The organism is Bacillus sp. DX3.1 (assembly GCF_030292155.1).
Taxonomy (GTDB): Bacteria; Bacillota; Bacilli; order Bacillales; family Bacillaceae_G; genus Bacillus_A.
On the sequence record NZ_CP128153.1, the window covers coordinates 1,967,921 to 1,989,920 of the forward strand.

Annotated in this window: 18 protein-coding genes and 1 pseudogene; 15 read left to right on the forward strand and 4 right to left on the reverse strand. The window is 36.1% G+C overall.

Translation table 11 applies throughout. The features are described from left to right. The first annotated feature begins 302 nt into the window (after window positions 1-302). The 8 genes and pseudogenes from QRE67_RS09485 to bcbE all read left to right on the forward strand — a co-directional run bounded on the left by QRE67_RS09485 (window position 303) and on the right by bcbE (window position 9,345). Complete coding sequence (locus QRE67_RS09485; RefSeq protein ID WP_286124624.1) at window positions 303-2,138, forward strand: IucA/IucC family protein; 1,836 nt, start codon at window positions 303-305, stop codon at window positions 2,136-2,138. 65 nt (window positions 2,139-2,203) lie between these two features. Further along, window positions 2,204-4,052 (forward strand): annotated as a pseudogene (locus tag QRE67_RS09490) (IucA/IucC family protein). After that, a complete protein-coding gene (locus QRE67_RS09495) occupies window positions 4,039-5,277 on the forward strand; it encodes an AMP-binding protein (RefSeq protein ID WP_286124626.1) in 1,239 nt (412 codons plus the stop codon). The pseudogene QRE67_RS09490 and the gene QRE67_RS09495 overlap by 14 nt, the downstream one beginning before the upstream one ends. Further along, window positions 5,274-5,546 carry a petrobactin biosynthesis protein AsbD gene (gene asbD, locus QRE67_RS09500; RefSeq protein ID WP_286124627.1) on the forward strand — a complete coding sequence of 91 codons (273 nt, stop codon included), beginning with the start codon at window positions 5,274-5,276 and terminating at the stop codon, window positions 5,544-5,546. Before QRE67_RS09495 ends, asbD begins: the two co-directional genes overlap by 4 nt. Window positions 5,547-5,569: 23 nt before the next feature. After that, window positions 5,570-6,550 (forward strand): DUF6005 family protein, encoded by a 981-nt coding sequence (locus QRE67_RS09505; RefSeq protein ID WP_286124628.1) that lies wholly within the window; start codon window positions 5,570-5,572, stop codon window positions 6,548-6,550. Between the two features lie 40 nt (window positions 6,551-6,590). Then, window positions 6,591-7,433: a sugar phosphate isomerase/epimerase family protein gene (locus tag QRE67_RS09510; RefSeq protein WP_286124629.1), complete on the forward strand. Its 843-nt coding sequence runs from the start codon at window positions 6,591-6,593 to the stop codon at window positions 7,431-7,433. Window positions 7,434-7,632: 199 nt separating this feature from the next. Beyond that, the gene (locus QRE67_RS09515; protein ID WP_286124630.1) at window positions 7,633-7,839 is read left to right on the forward strand and encodes an alpha/beta-type small acid-soluble spore protein; all 207 of its coding nucleotides are present in this window, start codon (window positions 7,633-7,635) and stop codon (window positions 7,837-7,839) included. Between the two features lie 255 nt (window positions 7,840-8,094). Beyond that, on the forward strand, window positions 8,095-9,345 hold the full coding sequence (bcbE, locus tag QRE67_RS09520) for a bacillibactin exporter BcbE (protein WP_353507073.1): 1,251 nt from the start codon (window positions 8,095-8,097) through the stop codon (window positions 9,343-9,345). A 129-nt stretch (window positions 9,346-9,474) separates the two neighbouring features. Here the strand turns inward: bcbE and QRE67_RS09525 are convergent, their stop codons facing one another. Then, complete coding sequence (locus QRE67_RS09525) at window positions 9,475-10,086, reverse strand: LysE/ArgO family amino acid transporter (protein ID WP_286124632.1); 612 nt, start codon at window positions 10,084-10,086, stop codon at window positions 9,475-9,477. A 121-nt stretch (window positions 10,087-10,207) separates the two neighbouring features. Between QRE67_RS09525 and QRE67_RS09530 the strand changes: the two genes are divergently transcribed. From QRE67_RS09530 to QRE67_RS09540, 3 genes are all read left to right on the forward strand, one after another. After that, window positions 10,208-11,647 (forward strand): aminotransferase-like domain-containing protein, encoded by a 1,440-nt coding sequence (locus tag QRE67_RS09530; protein ID WP_286125235.1) that lies wholly within the window; start codon window positions 10,208-10,210, stop codon window positions 11,645-11,647. 236 nt (window positions 11,648-11,883) lie between these two features. Further along, complete coding sequence (locus tag QRE67_RS09535) at window positions 11,884-12,051, forward strand: DUF3933 family protein (protein WP_286124633.1); 168 nt, start codon at window positions 11,884-11,886, stop codon at window positions 12,049-12,051. A 361-nt stretch (window positions 12,052-12,412) separates the two neighbouring features. Continuing rightward, the gene (locus tag QRE67_RS09540) at window positions 12,413-13,246 is read left to right on the forward strand and encodes a VanW family protein (protein WP_286124634.1); all 834 of its coding nucleotides are present in this window, start codon (window positions 12,413-12,415) and stop codon (window positions 13,244-13,246) included. Between the two features lie 255 nt (window positions 13,247-13,501). Here the strand turns inward: QRE67_RS09540 and QRE67_RS09545 are convergent, their stop codons facing one another. After that, window positions 13,502-14,464, reverse strand: a complete 963-nt coding sequence (locus tag QRE67_RS09545) for a patatin-like phospholipase family protein (RefSeq protein WP_286124635.1) — start codon at window positions 14,462-14,464, stop codon at window positions 13,502-13,504. An 89-nt stretch (window positions 14,465-14,553) separates the two neighbouring features. Beyond that, window positions 14,554-14,685: a sporulation protein YjcZ gene (yjcZ, locus tag QRE67_RS09550; RefSeq protein WP_286124636.1), complete on the reverse strand. Its 132-nt coding sequence runs from the start codon at window positions 14,683-14,685 to the stop codon at window positions 14,554-14,556. Between the two features lie 237 nt (window positions 14,686-14,922). Here yjcZ and QRE67_RS09555 point away from each other — a divergent pair, with 237 nt between their 5' ends. Together QRE67_RS09555 and QRE67_RS09560 are read left to right on the forward strand one after the other, a co-directional pair. Continuing rightward, window positions 14,923-15,696, forward strand: a complete 774-nt coding sequence (locus QRE67_RS09555) for a YwqG family protein (protein ID WP_286124637.1) — start codon at window positions 14,923-14,925, stop codon at window positions 15,694-15,696. 494 nt (window positions 15,697-16,190) lie between these two features. Continuing rightward, on the forward strand, window positions 16,191-17,351 hold the full coding sequence (locus QRE67_RS09560) for a transglutaminase domain-containing protein (RefSeq protein WP_286124638.1): 1,161 nt from the start codon (window positions 16,191-16,193) through the stop codon (window positions 17,349-17,351). A gap of 335 nt (window positions 17,352-17,686) precedes the next feature. On the opposite strand, the gene nadE is transcribed toward QRE67_RS09560, so the two are convergent. After that, window positions 17,687-18,505: an NAD(+) synthase gene (gene nadE, locus QRE67_RS09565; RefSeq protein WP_286124639.1), complete on the reverse strand. Its 819-nt coding sequence runs from the start codon at window positions 18,503-18,505 to the stop codon at window positions 17,687-17,689. A 424-nt stretch (window positions 18,506-18,929) separates the two neighbouring features. On the opposite strand from nadE, the gene QRE67_RS09570 reads away from it, so the two are divergent. After that, window positions 18,930-20,810, forward strand: a complete 1,881-nt coding sequence (locus QRE67_RS09570) for an FtsX-like permease family protein (RefSeq protein ID WP_286124640.1) — start codon at window positions 18,930-18,932, stop codon at window positions 20,808-20,810. Window positions 20,811-21,041: 231 nt separating this feature from the next. Next, window positions 21,042-21,992: a S8 family peptidase gene (locus tag QRE67_RS09575; RefSeq protein ID WP_286124641.1), complete on the forward strand. Its 951-nt coding sequence runs from the start codon at window positions 21,042-21,044 to the stop codon at window positions 21,990-21,992. Window positions 21,993-22,000: the final 8 nt, after the last annotated feature.

Sequence of the window (22,000 nt, forward strand, 5' to 3'; positions counted from 1 at the left end):
TTGAAAGGATAGAAACTATATATTTGTAAAGATAATGCTAGATATTTTGCGTATGAAGCATATATTTTATCAAGTTATAAGGTGTTTTTTCTTTTCTCAATATACCGAGAAATATTGAGAAATATAGTAACGGATGTATCAGATTTATTGAAATGAAAAAATAATTCTGAAATACACTATTGAATTGATAATGATAATCAATTAGAATCTTAAGTGACAATGATAATCATTAACTTCGAAAAAGATTATCTTTCATCAAAATAAAAAATTGTAATGGCAGTATCAAAAAGAGGAGGACGAATATGCAGCATGCGAAACAAATCGCAGAACATGCAACAATGCAAAGTTTTTTAAATTGTTATTTACGTGAGACAGGAAGCGGAGAATGGATTACGGAAGAGGAGACGATAAGAAATCTATTTGTTCATACAACGATTACAAATGTCGCTTCAACATACTTATGCTTTCGCTTATCATTACAAAATATTACTTTGTATACAGAAGTCAAGTATATGTCACCAACGGGTCGGCATCTGTTTGGAGAGTGCTCCTATTATCAGATTGGACAAGGATCTTCTTTTGTGAAGGCTGATTATGTAACAGTCATTACATTCTTAATAAAAGAAATGTCACTTAAGTATGGAGAGGGGACGAACCCTGATGAACTTCTACTTCGTGTTATTCAAAGTTGTCGAAACATAAAAGAATTTGTAGAGCAGCGAGAACATGATACAAAGAAATTATATGGCTTCCATACGACTTTTATTGATGCAGAGCAAGCTTTACTCTTTGGTCATTTAAATCACCCGACGCCAAAGAGTAGACAAGGAATATTGAATTGGAAAAGCACAATGTATTCGCCAGAATTAAAGGGAGAATGCCAGCTTCACTATTTTCGGGCACATAAAAGCATGGTAAGTGAAAACTCAGCTCTAGTGCATTCTGCAACAGAAATGATAAAAGAAGAGCTAAGGGAAGATTCGTTCGTAAGTAAGGAATTTATTGAACGTTATTGTCAAGAAGATGAATATTCTTTAATTCCAATACATCCACTTCAAGCAGAGTGGTTGTTGCATCAGTCTCATGTGAAGAAATGGATTGAGGAAGGCGTACTTGAATACTTCGGGCCAGTTGGAAAAGCGTATATGGCAACATCTTCGCTTCGAACGCTATATCATCCAGAATCTAACTATATGTTTAAGTTCTCTTTCCCTGTAAAAGTGACAAATTCTATGAGAGTCAATAAATTAAAAGAACTTGAAAGTGGGATAGAAGGTAAACAAATATTAGCTACAGGAATTGGAGAAGTACGAGATAAGTTTCCAGGATTTGATTTTATATGTGATCCAGCATACATCACGCTAAGATTAGATAATCGAGAATCAGGATTTGAAGTTATTATTCGGGAAAATGTCTTTCGCGGAGAAGAGGAAAAAGATGCAACACTAATTGCAGCACTTGTTCAAGATGCACTTCCAGGAGAGAAATCACGACTAGCGACGATTATTCATCATCTTGCAGAGAAAGAGGGAAGTAATATTGAAGAAGTGAGCTTAAAGTGGTTCCGCCAGTATGTAGACATTTCTTTAAAGCCGATGATATGGATGTATTTAAAATACGGTATTGCATTAGAAGCACATCAACAGAACAGTGTTGTTCAGCTGAAAAATGGTTATCCAGAAAAATTTTATTTCCGCGATAATCAAGGGTTCTATTTCTGTAACTCAATGAAACATATTTTAGATGCTGAATTACCTGGAATTGGTAAAAAAAGCGGTAATTTTTATGAAGATTGTATTGCAGATGAACGTTTCCGATATTATTTGGTTTTCAATCATATGTTTGGATTGATTAATGGGTTTGGCGCATCTAGATTAATAGACGAAAAAATCCTTCTTTTTGAATTACGTATTGTACTAGAATCATTCCTTCCACATAACCGGGAGCCTTCCATGTTTTTACAAGGGCTATTGGAGGAAGAACAGTTACCGTGCAAAGCGAATTTATTAACGAGATTTTATGATGTCGATGAATTAACAAGTCCTCTTGAACAAGCGATTTATGTTCGTGTAGATAATCCTCTTACTTCGGGAGTATCAAGATATGTTGATAAAAAAGAGGCCGTTGTTCGTTTTTAAGCATTCACAAAATTTCACGTAATATAAAAATGGTATTGTTGAGAATTACCTTAACGGAGGAGAGTATGATGGAAGAGATTTATCATACAAAAGTAATAGAAGCGGTGCAATCGAAGCAATATATTGCTGTTAGAAGAAGAGTCTTTCGTCAATTAATAGAGTCGTTGATTTACGAGGGAGTTCTTTCTCCAATTCGCATACAAGAGGGAGAATATTTGATTTTTACAATACAGGGCCTTGATGAAAGCGGTGACAACGTTGCGTATCAATGCCGTTGCCAGGAGCGAATGACGTTTGAACGCATTCGTTTAGCTGAGAAATCAATTGTCAGAATACAAAATGATAAGGTAGAAGAAGTAACATCCATTGCACAATTTTTAAATGAAGTTTTCAGAATTATCAAAGTGGATGAGGTCAAATTACATTCCTTTATTGAAGAGCTAGAACAAACAATCTTTAAAGATACAATTGCTCAATATGAAAGAAGCCAAAAAGCAGAAAAGTTATTAGGAAAAACATATGATGAGCTTGAAAGTGGCTTAATAGATGGACATCCGTATCATCCGAGCTATAAGGCGCGAATTGGTTTTCAATATCGTGATCATTTCCAATACGGATTCGAATTTAATCAACTGATGAAACTTATTTGGATTGCAGTTCATGATAAACATACTTATGTAGGTGCTCTGTCAAAAGAAGATTTCAAGCACATTGTAAGAGAAGAAGTGGGAGAAAGAAAGTTGAACGATTTTTGTTCTACAGTTCGAAATGTAGGCTGCAACCCGAATGATTATACATTTATGCCCGTCCATCCATGGCAATGGGAGAATTACATTATTCCGAATTATGCCCAGCACATACAAAAAGGAAACATCATTTTTATAGGGAAATCGGAAGATGAGTACTATGCGCAGCAATCGATGCGTACATTACGAAATGCTTCCAACTGTATGAAACCATATGTGAAACTTTCCATGAATTTATTAAATACATCAACCGTTCGCACGTTAAAGCCGCACTCTGTCGTAAGTGCGCCTATCATTTCGAATTGGCTAAAAGAATTGGTGGCAAATGACCCTTATTTACGAGATGAAGCACGTGTTATTTTACTGCAAGAGTTTGCAGGTGTAACGTACGATCCACCCGAACAATCTACATACGGATCATTAGGATGTATTTGGCGTGAAAGTATTCATCAATATTTGGAAGGTGCGGAAGAAGCGATACCTTTTAATGCTTTATATGCAAAGGAGCTAGATGGAACACCAATCATTCAGCCTTGGTTAGAAAAGAACGGGATAGAAAGTTGGCTCCGTCAGCTTATTAAACAAGCAGTGCTGCCCATTGTACACCTTTTAGTGGAGCAAGGCATTGCACTTGAATCACATGGACAAAACATGATTCTTATTCATGAACAAGGGACTCCCATTCGCATTGCTTTAAAAGATTTTCATGAAGGAATAGAATTTTACCGTCCCTATGTAAAAGAACCGGAAAGATGTCCTGATTTTGCAAAAGTTCATCCTATGTATGCGAATGGACACTTAAATGACTTTTTTGAAATGGACAGTATCAAATGTTTACAAGAAATGATTTTAGATGCGCTGTTCTTATTTAATGTAGGTGAATTAGCTATGCTACTCCAAGAAAATTATGGATTTAAAGAAGAGCAGTTTTGGCTGCTTATTGTGGAAGAGTTAGAAAATCATCTCGTCCGATTTTCGCACTTACGTGAGCGGTTCGAACAGTTACAATTATATGCACCAACATTTCAAGCGGAACAATTAACGAAGCGTCGATTATATGCTGATGTTGAATCACTTGTACACGAAGTTTCAAATCCGTTGTATACAGTACGCCAACTGATTAAACAGTAAGACTTTCATTTTGGAGGGACACAATGCTAACAGTTAACAAACAAGACTATAGTCAAGGGGATTTTGAAGAACGTCTACAAGAATATGAAAATATGAATCACTTTAAAGAGGTAGCTGGAAAAAGATTCGCTCTCTGTGTCACAGAGCCATTTGATGTGATTACTCTTGTGTATTTTTTAAAAAAACATAGAGGTTCAATATTGCTTATTCATGGAGAGACGCCAAGAGAGACAGCTTCAGATATGGCATCTCGTGCAGGGTGTTTTGGACTTTTATATGGAGAGTCAACCCATTTTGTATTTCTTGATACTCCAAGGAGAGTAGATGATCAACCTTCACTACTTCAATATAGCTCAGGAACAACGGGTGAACCGAAACTTATTCAGAGACCTTGGGAAGAAATTGAAAGAGAAATAGCAGCTTACAATGAATCATTGCAGTGTGAAGTTGATGAAATACCGATTGTGTTAGCGCCTGTTTCGCATTCATACGGTTTAATTTGCGGAACGTTATCTGCGATAGAAAGAGGAAGCAAGCCGATTATTGTCACAAATAAAAATCCGAAGTTTGCGTTAAATGTGATCCGTAATACACCAAAGCATATCGTATATGCAGTGCCACTTATGCTACACATTATGGGAAGTTTTCCGCAAGGGACGTTTCAGTTTCATAAGGTGATGACATCAGGTTCACCGTTGCCACAATCGCTCTTCGGTAAACTGAAAGGCATAACGAAGTATATGATGCAGCAATATGGATGTTCCGAAGCAGGTTGTATCAGTATATGTCAAAATATGCACTCACATTTAGATTTAGGGCAGCCACTTGGTCATCTGTCTATTCGTACAAGCGATAACGAAGAAAGTCCGGAAGAAATTATTGCTACGATCGGGGATAAAGTGATCCATACACAAGATTTAGGATATAGATCTGAACGTGGTATTCATTTTATTGGTCGCATGGATGATGTGATTAACGTGTCTGGTTTGAAGGTGTTCCCAATAGAAGTAGAGGAAACGATGCTGCGTTTAGAAGGAATACAAGAAGCAGTCGTGTATCGTGGTATACATCCGGTTATGGGAGAGATTGTAAAAGCAAAAGTTATTGCGCGTATTGAGCCCGTTCAAATACGAGAATGGTGCATACAGCATTTACCGTCTTATAAAGTACCAAATGAAATTGAATGTGTAACAGAGATTCCTAAGAATGCAACTGGAAAAGTGAGTCGTAAGCTGTTAGAGATGGGAGAAGTGACAACATGAATCGCGAAACGTTAAAGACGGCTTTACAAACGATTATGACAGAAAAAATAGAGTTAAAAAATATCACACATTTAGAAGAAACGATGCGTTTAAATCAAGATTTATATATTGATTCTGTTATGATGCTGCAGCTTATTGTGTATATTGAAATGGATTTAGGGTTATGTGTTCCTGACGATGAAGTGGATCCGAAAGCTTTTGCTACGGTCGGCTCATTGCTGGATTTTATGGGGAATTTGCAACCGTTACAGATCAGTGCGGACAACTAATATTTTAGAAAACGGGTGAGAAAATGACTTCAATTAAAGTACATTGTTTAGTAAGTTGTTTCTGTGAAATTATTAAAAGACGTAGTGATATAGATTTTCGTCCTTTCTATTTTGGTTTATGGGATGGAGACTTTGATATAACAAAGGATGGTGTAATTACCTATCATTCGGAAAATATCAATCATGATTTTTATTTACACTGGTATGAACAGCTATACGGGATAAAGGTAAATGAATGGTATGATCATTCCAAAAATAAACAAGCGAATTTGGAGACCTTTCTGGAATTGGTAGAGAGTAAACCGAACAATCGCTATGTCATCGTAATGGTGGATATGTCATTATTGCCGGAGAGAGAAAACAAGTTTCATCAAAAGCCATTTCCACATTATTTAATGATATCGAAAACAGAACAGGAAGATGAATGGTTTATGTTTGATCCGGATTTCCGCTGGGAAGGAAATATGGCGAAAGAAAAAGTCATTGATTCTATCTTGGATAATCCCTTTGGTGGTGGTTATTTTATTGATGTTCCCACTGTTCAAGAACCCACGCAGGAAATGTTAGAAAGTTATTTTTATGAGACATTTAAAAAGGATTACAATGAGCTAACTATGAAATTAAAAGAGCTTATTATAAAAATGGCGGGTGGTGAGGATGGATATACACTTTCTAAGTTAATAGCAGGTGTGAAGCAAATACCTGTATTATCCATTCGGAAATATAGCTATGAGCATGCGTTCGCTTATTTCCGGGAAACACTTCAATATTCTGAGGAAGAGTTTGATTATTGGTGTGATCGTGTAGAAAATATCGTGCAAGGGTTTACAAATGTACAGTATAAAGCAATTAAAATGGCAATGACCAATAATACGGCACTTTTATCATCCATCGTTGAAAAACTGAATGAAATAGATGCGATTGAACGTACCATAAAAACCGAATTAGAGAGACAGTTTATACAGTGGAAACATACAAGAATGAATCAGCGTGTCAATTTGTAAAACAACAAGAACCGAATTTGAGAAAAAGGGGCCTAAATCTATGAAGTATTCGTTGTGTACCATTTCATTTCGTCATCAACTGATTTCATTTACTGATATTGTTCAATTTGCATATAAAAACGGTTTCGAAGGCATTGAGTTATGGGGGATTCACGCTCAAAATTTATATACGCAAGAGCGTGAAGTGACGGAAAAACAGATCGATTTTTTACGAGATCACAATATGAAAATTACGATGATTAGCGATTATTTAGATATATCATTGTCAGCTGACTTTGAGAAAACAATTGAAAAAGCAGAACAAATAGCAGCGCTAGCAAATTGGTGTGATACGAACAAAATCCGTACATTCGCTGGCCAAAAACCAAGTGTTAGCTTTACGAAAGAAGAGCGTCAAGAATATGTAAGGCGAATCCGTATTCTATGTGATCTATTTGCACAGCACAATATGTACGTATTGTTAGAAACACACCCAAACACATTAACAGACTGTCTAGAGTCAACTTTAACGTTACTAGAGGAGGTAAATCATTCATTTCTAAAAATCAATCTTGATTTCCTACATATGTGGGAGTCAGGTACAGATCCAGTTGAAAGTTACCATCAATTAAAACCGTGGGTACAGCATTATCATATGAAGAATATTTCTTCAGCTACTCATTTAGATGTATTTGAACCAAATAATGTATATGCCTCAGCTGGAAAGAGGGAAGGGATGGTTCCGTTATTTGAAGGTATGGTGAATTACGGAGATATCCTTCGAGAAATTCAAGATACGGAACATTTTGCTTCACTTGAATGGTTTGGATATGATGCGAAAGATGTACTACGAGAAGAAATTGTTCAGCTGAGAAGAAAGCAATTGTCTGTAGTGACCTCATAAATTCCGTTTTTATTATTGAAGTAATATTGCCTATTATATGAGGGGATACATACATAATTATGAAAAGAGAGTCTCGTTTATACGGGACTCTTTTTCTATGATTTGAATTTTATTGTATCGCGCGAAAAATTACCATTAATTGGTATGTATATAAATGCTATAATCTTTACATTTTAATATGTAAAGGAGGTGAACCGAAATGGCGAACAATCGTAATTCTAATCAATTAGCATCAAATGGAGCACAAGCAGCTCTTGATCAAATGAAATATGAAATTGCGCAAGAGTTTGGTGTGCAACTTGGTGCCGAAACTACATCTCGTGCAAATGGTTCTGTTGGCGGTGAAATCACGAAACGTCTTGTAGCTATGGCAGAGCAACAGCTTGGTGGCGGATATACTCGTTAACTTGGTAGTGTCATGGATGAAAGAGAGGACTTCCCTCTCTTTTTTTATGTATTTGTGTGGTTTCTAACTTTAAAAAAACAGCTCCCATTAAATGGTAAGAATATACTGTTTCGTGGATAGACAGAATATACGTAATGCTATATTTTTTATCCAATTTCTTTTGTTGAATAAGTTTGAATGAAGACCAAATGTGATAGCCCTGATGAAATGTAAAATCAAATTTCATCAGGGCTACTGCATGGGAAGAAATATATGATGAAAGGTTTCGAAGTCCATATGTCGAAAAAAGAAAACTGTTGCTTGCTTGCACTTGCTTCTGTCCCACTTGTCATGACATTAGGAAATTCGATGCTTATTCCAATTCTTCCTACAATCGAAAAAAAGTTAAATATTTCTTCTTTTCAAGTGTCAATGATTATTACTTTATATTCCATTGTCGCAATTTTATTAATTCCGATTGCTGGCTATTTATCAGATCGATGGGGACGTAAAATGGTGATGGTTCCAAGTTTATTGATTGCGGCTATTGGCGGGGCAATTACAGGCTGGGTATCTTGGAGAGTAGAGAATCCTTACGTTTGGATTCTAATCGGAAGAGCTATTCAAGGGATTGGTGCTGCTGGAGCAATGCCTGTTGTTATTCCATGTGTTGGTGATTTGTACAACGATGAAAAACAAGTAAGCAGTGGATTAGGAATTATTGAAACATCCAATACATTTGGAAAGGTTCTTAGTCCGATTTTAGGTTCTGCACTTGCAGCAGTTGTATGGTTTTTACCATTTTGGACAATTCCAGTTTTATGTGTAATAGCTGTTACCCTTCTTTTGTTTTTGGTAAAAGCAAAAAAACAAATAGAACAAGCGCTACCATTCAAGGAATTCATTCAATCTATTGGCTCGACTTTCCGTGAAAAAGGAAGATGGTTAGTTGCTATTTTTATATTAGGCGCTATCATTATGTTTATTTTATTTGGTGTTCTTTTTTACTTGTCTACTGTATTAGAATCGAAATATGATATACATGGAATTTGGAAAGGGTGCGTCTTGGCAATTCCGCTACTTGTATTATCGTTAAGTTCGTACATGGCAGGAAAGAAAATTGGTGACAACCAAGCTTTCATGAAGAAATGTATATATATTGGTTTTATATTCACTGCGATTTCTGTTATCTTTCCTTTATTCTTGAAAGGGATATACTTATTAATTCTTTGTCTTGTTGTCATGGGGGTAGGAATTGGCATTGCTTTACCATGTCTAGATGCTCTAATTACGCAAGGGATTGAAAAAGAACAAAGGGGAACAGTGACATCTTTTTATAGTTCGATGCGTTTTATCGGTGTGGCTGCAGGTCCTCCTCTTTATTCTTTCTTTATGAAAGGGACAGATCATGAAGTGTTCTATGTAACAAGTATATTTGCAGTGATAGGTACCATTATAACGATTGTATGGATTAAACCTGAAGGTAATCAAGCATCTTTACATCCAAAACCTAAGCCTGTGCCATGATTAAGAAATGAAGTAAGAATTTATAACTTGTAAGAACTCAAAAAAATAACCGCATGCATATTTTGCATACGGTTATTTTTTTGATTACTTAATTGGAGTTGTTACTCTTTTTTATCATTATGCTCTGTATTATGAAATGAGTTGTACGAACATATAAAGGGCAACACCCCAAATAATGACCCCCGAAATTTTATTTAACATCACGATAGTTCTTCCTGATGGATCCACTTTCCCAAGCATTCGTCCTGCAAGCGCTAAACCGATAAACCATATCCAAGAAATCGTAATCGTGGCGAGCGTAAAAGCCCATTTTTCTGCTCCTACATATTGAATAGAGTTTGTTCCAATGACACCAATCGTGTCTAAAATTGCATGTGGATTCAATAAGGAAACTGAGGCGGCGAAGACAATTTGCTTTTTTATCGTCATCGTTTTCGCCTCAGTCTTTGTTTTAGTAGGCTCACTTTTCCATATGACCCATCCCATATAAATGAGAAAGAAAAATCCTATCGCATAGAGTATTGTTGTTAGCCATGAAAAGGTAAGTAGCATAAGAGATACACCTTGTACTGCAATTAAAATTAACACGGTATCGCATATTGATGCCGTTAGGACAACTGGAGCAGCCCGCCAGACATTTGGCTGACTGGTACCTTGATTGAACACAAAGACATTTTGTACGCCTAACGGAATAATGAGTCCAAATGCAAGAATAATTCCGTGAAATATTGCTTCAGTCATTTTATTTCCTCCCATACAAATTTCTAAATTATGATAGTGTATATTGTATAAGAGAAAATAGAAATTGTATCCATCCATATGGTTGGATAGCAAACCAACCAAAATGATTTGGAGTGATGATATGGAACGATTTGGCTGGAAACCAAATGTATCTTCTCCCATTCCGTTATATAAACAAATTGAGGGGTACATAAAAGAAAAGATTGTCAATGGGGAATGGACTGTCGGTACAAAATTACCATCACAACGAGCATTTGCACATGCATTTAAAGTGAATCGAAGTACAATCGTCATGTCTTTAGATGAATTAGCGGCACAAGGGTTAGTAGAAGGAGACGGGAGAAGAGGGACGATTGTTAGGAATGATACATGGAATTTCTCAACTTCCACGCCTCCTCCAGACTGGAATTCATATGTAGAAACGGGTCTACACTATCCGAATTTACCGACCATTCAAGAGATTAATCAAGCCGAGTTTTATCCAAATATGATTCGGTTAGGAACCGGTGAACTCTCACCAGAGCTGTTACCTGAAAAGAAAACACAGCAGATCATGAAAAAACTCTCCCAGCAAGAAATTCCGTTAGGGTATGAAGAACCAAAAGGGGACTTCAAATTACGTGAGCAACTAGCGGAGTATTTAAAAAAGCATGACATTCGTGTATCACCAGCATCCATATTAATTGTTTCGGGAGCAATTCAAGCACTGCAGCTCATTTCGATGGGATTACTCTGTAAAGGTTCCGCCATTTTATTAGAAAAACCATCTTACTTATATTCTCTAAATGTTTTTCAGTCAGCAGGGATGCGTTTATTTGGTATTCCAATGGATGTGTATGGGATTCAGCCGGCACTCATCTCAAAATATAAAAACCAATTCAATGGCTCTATTCTATATACAATTCCTTCTTTTCATAATCCGACGAGTGTTGTTATGGATCATGAAAGGAGACAACAAGTCATGAGTGTATGTAATGAGATTGGATTACCCATTATTGAAGATGCAGTGTATCAAGATGTATGGCTAGATGCTCCGCCGCCTAAGCCGTTGAAGGCGTATGATAAAAATGGAACAGTGCTCTACATAGGAAGTATGTCAAAAGTAATTAGTCCTGGTTTAAGAATTGGCTGGGTTGTCGGACCGGAACTAGTTATTCAAAGATTGGCAGATATAAAGATGCAGACAGATTATGGTTCTAGTTCATTATCGCAACAAGTTGCTGCTGAATGGTTTTTAAGTGGGTTATATGAGGAGCATTTACAGCATATTCGAATCGAATTGAAAAAACGGAGAGAGCATATGCTACAAGCACTCGAGAAACATTTAGGAGGTATGGCGACTTGGCATATACCAACGGGTGGTTTTTATATTTGGCTACACATTCAGGCCAATATTTCGATGCGTGAGTTGTTTGAAAAAGCACTACAAGAAGGGATTTTACTTAATCCGGGGAATTTGTATGATCGTCATGCAAGCCAACATTTGCGTCTTTCTTATTCGTATGCATCATTGCATGATATAGAGAAAGGAATTGAAAAACTTGCACGATTGATAAAGTGAAACTTTGATCAGTGGGGGTTTTCTTCATCCCCCACTGATCATTAGCCCTCACCAATCGGGCTTTTACGGGCAGTTTATCCCCTACCTAACTTCTTTGCTTCCTGCCGAACTTTGAGGTGGGGGTATTACTGCCCGTTAATGCGGGATAAAAAATATTTAGGCATAATAGTAAGTTCTCTATTAGATTCAAAAAAAGTGGTATCATAAATGTAAGTAATAGAAAAAGGGGAAGAAATATGAAGCAATATGTAATTTGTCAGGTTATTGATGGAACAAAATATTTAGCTGCTTATGCAGAAACAAAGCAAGAAGCGATTGAAAAAGCAGAGTTGTTAGGGCTGCGAACAGGAGAGCGTTATGTTGTCATTACAGCTGAAGAAGCGGAAGGGTTACAATATCCTTAATTGTAAAGCTACTATAAAGAGTAGCTTTTTTCATTTTATTTATGATACATTGCTACGTAATGCCTAAAGTATTCGCGACACTTTAATCCAAGCTTTTGTAGAACCTTTGTGATGGTTGGTTAGCAATACTTGTTGTTAACAGAGATACTTCATGAGGTATGTCTTGTAAAAGTGCGTTTTGCAACTAGTTTCAATTGTTATTCCTTTGTTTCTAAAATAATACTATAATAAATTTGACTTTCTTATACATTAATTTGTAAAAATAGTTAATAAACGGTGATTGAAAATGTAAATGAAGAAATAGTTTGCAATCTCAATGTTAACTTGGGAAAATATGAAGCCGATAAAGAGGGGAAATAAAATGAATATAGTGAACTTACGTCCTAAACAGCGGTCTAAGTACCGTATTATACTAGGAACATGGTATTACTCTACAAAGAGGTACATCCAGTGGTTAACAGATGGAAAAATATACGCAAAAACCTTACAACAAGAAAAATTACCCTGTACAGTGATTCAGCACCGAACGATACTACTTCGTAAGCTCAAGGATGTAGATATGTGGTATCAACAGAATAAAGTTGTTAATTTAAAGATTGCCATTAAACAGCTAGATGGTATCGTCATTAGACCGGGAGAAACATTTTCTTACTGGCGTTTAATAGGTAAACCTACGAGGAGAAAAGGGTATGTAGAAGGTATGATACTACATTATGGATCTTTTCAAGCAGGCATTGGAGGAGGACTTTGTCAGCTTTCAAATTTAATATATTGGATGACCTTACATACACCACTGACAGTAACAGAGCGATATCGTCATAGCTTTGACGTTTTTCCTGATTCTAAGCGTACCCAGCCGTTTGGAAGCGGAGCGACTTGTTCTTATAACTATTTGGACTTACAAATTAAAAATGAAACGGACCAATCGTATCAACTTCACCTTTGTATCACAGATAAACATTTAGTTGGTGAATGGAGAACAGCCTATCCTCAACTTTATCAATATGAAGTATATGAAAAAGAACACTCAATCCAAACTGCGTACTGGGGCGGTTATCTACGACACAATGTTATTCAACGTAGAGTATATAACCAACAGAAACAGTTTGTAGAAGATCAATATGTAACGGAAAATCACGCTATAATGATGTATGAACCACTACTAGCTTGTAATAATGAGGGAAGTGGAGATTAGTATAGCGCACTAGTAGTTTATCCCACTATTTGTGGGTAGTAAAAACCCCACCTCAAAACTTGCCAGGAAGTCAAGAAGTTAGGTGGCGGATAAACTGTCCGTAAAAGCCCGATTGGTGAAGGCGAATGATTAGTGGAAAATGAAGAAAAACCTACTAATCATTCGCCTTCACTTTATAAATAGTTCGAGCTCATACATAAGAATACCTAATAAATAAAACAATATTTTATTTATTAGGTATTTTTCTTTTCATAATTAATTTAGATGTTGACTTCGATTATTTTCTTTTCGGATCGGAGTTCCATTCCGATGTTGATTGATATATCTTTTAAAATTCCATGTTTTTAAAAATTTTTCGGCCGCGTCAAAACCAGATTGATAGAGCCATTCTTTTTCTTTATCAGTTAATTGAAAGTTTGTACTTGTTATTGTTCCAGTTGGAATTTTGATTGTCCGTGCGTTTGCTTCTTTATCTAAGTGACGTAAGTCGTGTGCTTGCATCATCGTTTTAAATAGTCCTTTAAACATGGAGAAGGGTTCATTGTAATGAACAGGCTCAGCTTGTATATCGTCTTTTACAAAATGAAAACCAAAAGTGGGCCAGCGCGGTACGTTTGGTGAATCGAAGATCCAGATAGGATAATTGCTAAGAAGGCCTCCATCCACCATATAACAAGGTTGTTTCCATTTTGGTGTTTTCCATTTCACAGGTTCAAAAAAGAATGGAATAGTTCCGCTCATTCTTACTGCTTTTGCGATAGAGAAATGATTATTGGTAAATCCGTAGTTTGGTAAGTCATCTGGGAAAATAACCATTTTACCATTACTAATATCAGAAGCGATGATTTTCAAGTTTTCAGGATGAGGTAAATCACTAAAGTTATGAATTCCTTTTTTGTGTAGTAAGTCTTCCAACCATTTTTCTAAAAAGTCATTTGTATATATTCCTAATTTGGCCCATGCGCTTAATCCCTTTCCGATAACAGGAATTTTGTCGAGCCATGTTTTTGTTATAAATTTATGATAGTTAGCATTACTTATAATTGTTTTTAATTCTGCACATGTATAACCGGCCGCTAGAAGAGCTGCAATAATAGCACCAGCCGAAGTACCTGCTACGCGTTCCCATTCGTAACCATGCCCTTCTAATGCACAAATTGCGCCAACGTGTGCGATTCCTCGAACACCGCCACCTTCAAAGACGCCATCTATTTTCATGAAAAAAGTTCCCTTCAAAAAATGGATTTGGTGTAAAGTAAAAAAGCACGTGGGTAACGTGCTCTTTTACAATAGTTAGTAAAGTTTACTTAGCAACTGAAGCCGCCCCAACAGCTAGCTCCAATGATAATTAGAAGGATAAATAAAACGATTAATAAAGCGAAACCGCCAAATCCGCAGCCGCCAAATCCTCCGCAACCGCCGCCATATCCGTAACCCATGTGGAATGCCTCCTTATAATAGAAATTGAGATGAAACAAAGTGAAAAATACGGGAGTCTACTGCAAAGAATTATGAGATATCGTGTTTGTAGGAACAATGTATACTATGTTGTTTTAAACTAGTTCGCGTCCGAAGGATAAGCCTTTTTTTCGAATGACTTGTATTAATCTTCGAGGTGAAGTGCATGCAGAATTTGTGCTATGATACAGATAAATACATTTACATAAGGAGTTTTTATGAAAAAACAGATTGAATCATTAATTGATAAATATGAGTTAACACATATAAAGCAAGAACTTTTATCCACAATATTTACATGTGTAAAAGTTTTTCCGAGGCAGGAGGATTCGCTTCCAATTGGTTGTTCAAAAATGGGCGGAGTTCCTGATGTACCAGATGCGTTTCAATATCCGACGTATAAAGGATACCCACTTGACTTTATTGCGCAATTTAACCTAGCTGATTTACAGGAAGTGGGTATGAAACATGACCTTCCTGCAACCGGTATGCTATATTTCTTTTATTTTGCAGATCAAAAGCATGAAGATTTCCATGAAGTGTATGGAAATCCGAATAGGAAGGAAGGGTGGCGTGTTCTGCATTATGATGTTCAAGCTGAACAGCTACAAAGAATGAGCGACATAAAAGGGACGTATACGCAATGTGCGATTACATTTGAATTAACATATAAACTGCCAGAGCTGTTTATTGAAGACGAAGCAGATTCGGATCGCTTTTTACAATTATTAGAGGAACTAAGCCCAGATCAATATGATAATCATCAACTATTTGGCGAGCCATTTTCAGTTCAAGCAGAAGTATTTGAAGAAGCAGAAGAATACATAGGTGTACCTCATCATGATATGACACTTTTATTCCAAATTGACTCCGATCAGCCGAATTGCAACATGATGTGGGGCGATTTAGGGATGCTTTATTTCTGTATTGCCAATGAAGATTTAAAACATCGCCGTTTTGAAAATACGTGTTGTTTATTGCAGTCGTGTTAAAAAAAGAGAAGCAGTAGTAATTCTCACTGAATTACTACTGCTTCTCTTTTATTCTTTGGTTATTTTAAATCCTCGTTTGTTCGAACTGTATAAATCCATTTTGATTTTTCGACATATAGCTGCGGCTATGGATAACAAAAGGTGACCTGCACTCGTTTTCTCTCTTTGTTTTCACTATGTCTGGGCAGGAAAAGAATCTGATCGCTTCTATGCATGGCCGGATGCTCTCTCCCACCTAAAAAGAAGGATTTTATGTCGTTTTTTTAATTTGTATTTATATATACTCGATAGTATGATGTATCGTAAATAGAAGTTGCTATTTTAGTACAGACACAAACTTGTTATCCGTTTGCTTGCTCTTATGTCCTTTGTAATATTAAAATCGAATTAATAAATATGGAAAATCGCATGTTTTCTTTTCAGAAAATTATTATATACTCTAAGAGTATATGAAAATATCTTTCATATGATTTTAAGTAGAAGGATGTGACGAGATGAAGAAGACGAACAAGTATTTAACAACTGTCGCACTTTGTTCAACGATTATGATTGGTGGTTTGCAAATTCCTGCAGTTTCCTATGCAGCTACAAACCAAAAAGTGGCGGCTCCGCAAACTGATGCGAAATTATTAGAAGGATTTCAAAAGGAATTAAAAAAGCATATTGATAATCGTGAAGAGAAAATTACAATCACATATAAAACAAAACATAATAATATTAAAGAAGTAATGAATACGCTTGTTAAAGAGTATAACAAGACAGTAGATTCAGATGAGTACGTAAAATATAATGTGGCAAGTACAAAGTATTCAATACGAGGCATACCAGGAAACTATGCGTTTACATTGAATATTACATATCGTGAATCAAAAAAACAAACACAATATGTAAAGGCCCAAGCAAAATCGATTGTGAATTCTATTTTGAAACCAGGAATGGATGAGCATGAAAAAGTAAAGGCAGTTCATGATTATGTTGTGAAACATGTTTCCTATGATACTACATACAAAGCTTATACGGCATATGAAGCATTAGCCAATCGCTCAGCTGTTTGTCAAGGATACACATTACTAACCTATCAATTACTAAAAGAAGCAGGGATACAATCCCATATCGTGACAGGAACTGGAAATGGGCAAGCACATGCTTGGAATCTAGTGAAAATTGAGGGGAAATGGTACCATCTCGACACAACGTTTGATGATCCAGTTCCGGACAAACAAGGACGAGTAACATATTCTTACTTTAATATGTCTGATGAACAATTAAGTAAAGATCATCAATGGGATCGTAGTAAATATCAGGCGGCAACAACAAATTACTATAAGGAACTAACGAGTAAAATAAAAGCAGGTAACCAAAAATCGGTAGTGTATCAGCAAATGTTAAAAGATACAAATCTTGTTTATTTATCTGCTCAATATGGAGCGGAAAACTATAATGAGTTTAAGAAAAAATTACAACAGCAATTTGCAACAAAACCAAAAAAAGTAGAAGTACGTTATAAGCAATCCATGGACGGAACAATGCAAGATGTAAAAAAAGTATTAAATGAAATTTCGTGGCCAAAAGGGGCAAAGCGCGTATCTTATCAAGTAGCACCATATAGTGCACAAGCTGGCTATTCATTAGCGACGATTACGTTTTCGTATTAAATAATGAAAAGGACATCTTTCGTAGATGTCTTTTTTGTTATTTTCTATCCTGAGTAGTAATACTCCATCTCAAAGTTCTGTAAGAAGCAAAGAAGATAGGTGGGGGGAAGGAAACATCACTGATTAAAGTTTCACTTTATGTTCAATGATATGTAGAAGTACATACATAGATGGGGAAGAAATACTAGATTTGAAATTTTTCCTGCTGAATCACATGCCAGTCCTCTTCAATGAACAGTACCAGTAATGTTTACAAGCTATTCTTGATGATAAAACAGCGATATATCGTTAACGCAAAAAGAAGCTAATCACATTTAGCTTCTTTTTGCATTTCCTTATTTCCACCAATCATCAAACATAGATGCCGGTACGTGTCTTTTATGCTCACTTACCATATATCGTTTTTCAATTTTCTCTGCAACTTCTTGTGGAACTGTTTTGCCTTCTAAATAATCATCTAGTTGATCATATGTAATTCCTAGTTCTGTTTCGTCAGCTTGTCCTGGTTTCTCATCTAATAAATCTGCTGTTGGCATTTTTAAGTATAGGCGTTCTATAGCTCCTAACTCTTGTAATAATGCTCTTCCTTGACGCTTTGTTAAGCCTGTAAGTGGTAAAAGGTCAGCACCACCATCTCCAAATTTAGTGAAGAAACCTGTTACAGCCTCAGCTGCGTGATCTGTTCCGATAACAAGCAAGCCCTGTTGTCCACCAATCGCATATTGTGTCACCATCCGAATGCGCGCTTTTACATTTCCTTTATTGAAATCTGTTAATGATTCGCCTAATAATAGATTGTACTGTTGTGCAAATTCATTTACTGTCGATGCAATATCAAAGGCAACAGATTTATCAGGTTTTATAAATTGCAAAGCTAATTGTGCATCATCTTCATCTTTTTGTACTTCATACGGAAGGCGTACTGCGATAAATGTAGCGTCATAACCTTCTTTTCGGGATTCCTCTACTGCAAGCTGTGCCAATCGTCCTGCTAGTGTAGAATCCTGTCCACCGCTAATTCCGAGTACAAATCCTTTTGCACCTGTTTTTCTTAAGTAGTCTTTTAAGAAATCAATTCTTTTACGAATTTCTTCTTTTGGATCGATAACAGGTTGAACATGTAATGTTTTCATAATTTCATTTTGTAATGTCATTTCGTTTTCCTCCTGTTCATATGCCATGTTGGAAGTCGTACTTCCTATAGAGTGAGAAATAAGTTTTTATGTATCGATTCATACATCTCCATCTTTTATTATTTCGCAAAATAACAGAATACACAATAGTATTAGCGTATGAATGTAGTTATTATAATGAAACTGTTAGTTTTAAGCAATTTTCTGATATGCGTTACTGGATGCTCAGAGTTTTGAATACAATCTTGCACCTGTATCGTTTTAAAACAACAGGTTTTGCTGAGAATATAGAAAAATGAAAGTACACTGTTGTTTATGTAAAATGCTATACCTCATATGTGTTAACCTTTCAAAAATGTAAGGTTTTTGTCATTTGAATCGATAGAAGGTGTTTCTCTGCTTCGGTATGATAGCAATGTAGTCATTAAAGAAACGGAGGGACACCATGAACATTAGGGAATTAGCGTTTCGTAACGTAACGCGAAACCGACGTACATATTCTGCCTATTTTTTAAGTAGTGCGTTTGCAATTATGGCCTTTTTTGTATACTCATATTTTGCTTTTCATCCGGCACTAAGTGCAAATCAATTAGGGCAATATGTATTTGTCAGTATGTCGTTTGCACAAGTTATAATTTATGCCTTTACGTTTTTCTTTATTTTATATTCGATGGGAATGTTTTTGAAATCAAGAAAGCGTGAATTAGGGATTTTAATGATGTTAGGAATGACGAGATTCCAATTAAGACGTCTTATCTTTTTTGAAAATGTCATGATTGGGATTGGTGCAATCATAGCAGGTATTATTTGCGGAATTCTATTTTCTGGCGTATTGATTTTCGTAGCACCACTATTGTTAAAGGTAAATCTACCTTTGTCACTTTATTTTCCAACGATGGCTATCGGTGTGACAAGTATTATGTTTTTTATTTTATTTATTATCATTTCGTTCTTTAGTGCAGGGATGATCCGTAAAAATCAAATTATGAAATTATTTAGAGGATCAGCAAAAGCAAAGCCAGAACCAAAGGCTTCTATTATCGCATCTGTTCTCGCGGTGCTATTGCTTGGCGGAGGATATGTAGCGGCATTATCTTCATTTGGTGTAGTGGTCTTCTTTATGCTGATTCCGGTGACAACGGTTGTCATTATTGGTACGTATTTGCTGTATAAGCAACTAAGTGTATTTATTATTCGCACATGTAAAAAAAGTAAACGTTTCTACTGGACAAGAACGAATATGATTACTCTTTCTGATTTAGCATATCGAATGAGAGATAATGCACGGATGTTCTTTATCGTAACGATTATTTCGACAGTTGCTTTTTCAGCAATCGGTACGTTAGTTGGATTATCTTCGATGATGCGAGGAGCGATGGATCAGCCTTATGCATTTAATTATCATTCGAACCAAGGTAACGCAAACGAATCACAGCACGTGCGGTTCATTGATCAAACGTTAAAGAAATATAATGTTTCCTCTCAAAAAATCAATGTTGTATCCAAACAGAATAAAAGGGAAAAGCCGCGAGATATAACCTTTGTCAAAGAGTCCGATTATAAAAAGTATGCAAAGGCTACAAATGAATTAGCTGTTTCAGTGGAACCAAATACAGCAATTTTCCTTTCATTTGAAATTCCAATGTCACAAAAACAAGAGAGAAAAACAATCGAACTCCCAAATCAAAATGTAGCATTAAAAGTAAAAGAAGTTGATAGCTCTACACTTGGTAAGGTTTTGTCTAGTCACGTATATGTTATTTCAGATGCTCAATATAATGCATTGCAGGCAGGGTACAAAGAAGTAAAAGATTATATGTATTATACAAAAGACACGAAAGACCTTTTTGAAGTTGGAAAAGAGCTGACAAATGAATTGAAATTACATCAAGAAAACTCTAGATTTAGTGCAACAGAGTACGAACAGAATGAAGCATTGCAATTACTAGGACCAATTCTATTCGTAGGATTCTTTATCGGTATTGTGTTCTTTGTTTGTGCAGGTAGTTTTCTATATTTCCGTTTGTTCTCGGATTTAGAAGATGATTGCCGTTTATTTGAATCAATTCGAAAAGTAGGTTTAACAAGCGGAGAACTATCAAAAGTTGTAACAATTCGATTAGCGTTACTATTCTTCGTTCCAATTGCAGTTGCGACTGCCCACGGTGCCGTTGCATTAACGACTTTAGGACAAATGTTTGAATACTCGCTTCTGAAAGAAAATATGATTGTTTTAAGTATATTTGTAGGTATTCAAATTGTATATTTCATCATCATCCGATATCGTTATTTAAAACAATTGAAAGAAAGATTGCATATGAATTAGCAAAAGGCTTCCAGCTTACGGGCTCCTTTAAACAGTGATTTTACAGATGATTTGATGAACGCCTTTTTCTTCATTACGGCTGAAGAAAAAGGCGTTTTTGTATGTTGAGAAAAAGTATAAGACGTATTGTAATGCAGGAAAACAAACGTCTGAAAACGAATGTTACATATATATGTAAGCGTGTTCATTTTAGAGCTAAAGTAATAACAATAAATATTAGGAGGGAATTTGATGAACAGTAGTACAGTGAACAAGCAAAAAGGAGTTCAATTAATTCCGTTTACGGTTAATAAAGTGGTAGAACAAGTCAACGAAATTCCGCCAGGTGTACAACTGATTCATGCTCCGCAAGTTTGGGAAAAGAGTGTAAAAGGAAAAGATATTGTTGTGGCTGTGCTAGATACAGGGTGTGATGTAAATCATATTGATTTAAAAGATCGTATTATTGGCGGAAGAAATTTTACTAATGATTACGAAGGCGATCCAAAAGTATATCTTGATAACAATGGACATGGAACGCACGTTGCTGGAACAATTGCAGCAACAGAGAACAGCGCTGGTGTACTCGGTGTTGCGCCGCTTGCTAAATTATTAGTGTTGAAAGTATTAGCAGGAGATGGATCAGGAAGCTATCAACAAATTATTGAGGCGATTGATTATGCGGTACGCTGGAGAGGCCCAAATCAAGAGCGAGTTCGAATTATTTCTATGTCACTCGGCGGCTCGGAAGATGTACCCGAGCTACACGAAGTTATTCAGCATGCGGTGAAGCAAGATGTACTCGTTGTATGCGCTGCAGGAAATAACGGAGATTGCAGCGATAAAACAGAGGAATTAGATTTTCCGGGTGCCTATTCAGAAGTTATTGAGGTGGGTGCGGTAAACTTAGAAAGGAAGCTTGCTTGCTTTAGTAACTCGAATCAAGAAATTGATTTAGTAGCTCCTGGAGAAGAAATTCTTTCCACTTATCCGGAAGGGAAATATGCAGTGTTAAGTGGAACATCAATGGCAACACCGCACATAGCAGGTGCATTAGCACTTCTTATTAAGCAATGCGAAAGAGAATATGGCAGAAAATTATCAGAGCCAGAAATTTATGCGCAGTTAATAAAACGAACCGTTCCTCTTGGGTATGAGCGTACATCGGAAGGGAATGGATTAATAGATTTGTTAAAAGAATAGTTGGCATA

Excerpts from the sequence above, each read along its gene's own strand:
- QRE67_RS09485 (WP_286124624.1), top strand. The coding sequence starts at position 303 with ATGCAGCATGCGAAACAAATCGCAGAACATGCAACAATGCAAAGTTTT.
- QRE67_RS09495 (WP_286124626.1), top strand. The coding sequence starts at position 4,039 with ATGCTAACAGTTAACAAACAAGACTATAGTCAAGGGGATTTTGAAGAA.
- asbD (WP_286124627.1), top strand. The coding sequence starts at position 5,274 with ATGAATCGCGAAACGTTAAAGACGGCTTTACAAACGATTATGACAGAA.
- QRE67_RS09505 (WP_286124628.1), top strand. The coding sequence starts at position 5,570 with ATGACTTCAATTAAAGTACATTGTTTAGTAAGTTGTTTCTGTGAAATT.
- QRE67_RS09510 (WP_286124629.1), top strand. The coding sequence starts at position 6,591 with ATGAAGTATTCGTTGTGTACCATTTCATTTCGTCATCAACTGATTTCA.
- QRE67_RS09515 (WP_286124630.1), top strand. The coding sequence starts at position 7,633 with ATGGCGAACAATCGTAATTCTAATCAATTAGCATCAAATGGAGCACAA.
- bcbE (WP_353507073.1), top strand. The coding sequence starts at position 8,095 with ATGAAAGGTTTCGAAGTCCATATGTCGAAAAAAGAAAACTGTTGCTTG.
- QRE67_RS09525 (WP_286124632.1), bottom strand. The coding sequence starts at position 10,086 with ATGACTGAAGCAATATTTCACGGAATTATTCTTGCATTTGGACTCATT.
- QRE67_RS09530 (WP_286125235.1), top strand. The coding sequence starts at position 10,208 with ATGGAACGATTTGGCTGGAAACCAAATGTATCTTCTCCCATTCCGTTA.
- QRE67_RS09535 (WP_286124633.1), top strand. The coding sequence starts at position 11,884 with ATGAAGCAATATGTAATTTGTCAGGTTATTGATGGAACAAAATATTTA.
- QRE67_RS09540 (WP_286124634.1), top strand. The coding sequence starts at position 12,413 with ATGAATATAGTGAACTTACGTCCTAAACAGCGGTCTAAGTACCGTATT.
- QRE67_RS09545 (WP_286124635.1), bottom strand. The coding sequence starts at position 14,464 with ATGAAAATAGATGGCGTCTTTGAAGGTGGCGGTGTTCGAGGAATCGCA.
- yjcZ (WP_286124636.1), bottom strand. The coding sequence starts at position 14,685 with ATGGGTTACGGATATGGCGGCGGTTGCGGAGGATTTGGCGGCTGCGGA.
- QRE67_RS09555 (WP_286124637.1), top strand. The coding sequence starts at position 14,923 with ATGAAAAAACAGATTGAATCATTAATTGATAAATATGAGTTAACACAT.
- QRE67_RS09560 (WP_286124638.1), top strand. The coding sequence starts at position 16,191 with ATGAAGAAGACGAACAAGTATTTAACAACTGTCGCACTTTGTTCAACG.
- nadE (WP_286124639.1), bottom strand. The coding sequence starts at position 18,505 with ATGACATTACAAAATGAAATTATGAAAACATTACATGTTCAACCTGTT.
- QRE67_RS09570 (WP_286124640.1), top strand. The coding sequence starts at position 18,930 with ATGAACATTAGGGAATTAGCGTTTCGTAACGTAACGCGAAACCGACGT.
- QRE67_RS09575 (WP_286124641.1), top strand. The coding sequence starts at position 21,042 with ATGAACAGTAGTACAGTGAACAAGCAAAAAGGAGTTCAATTAATTCCG.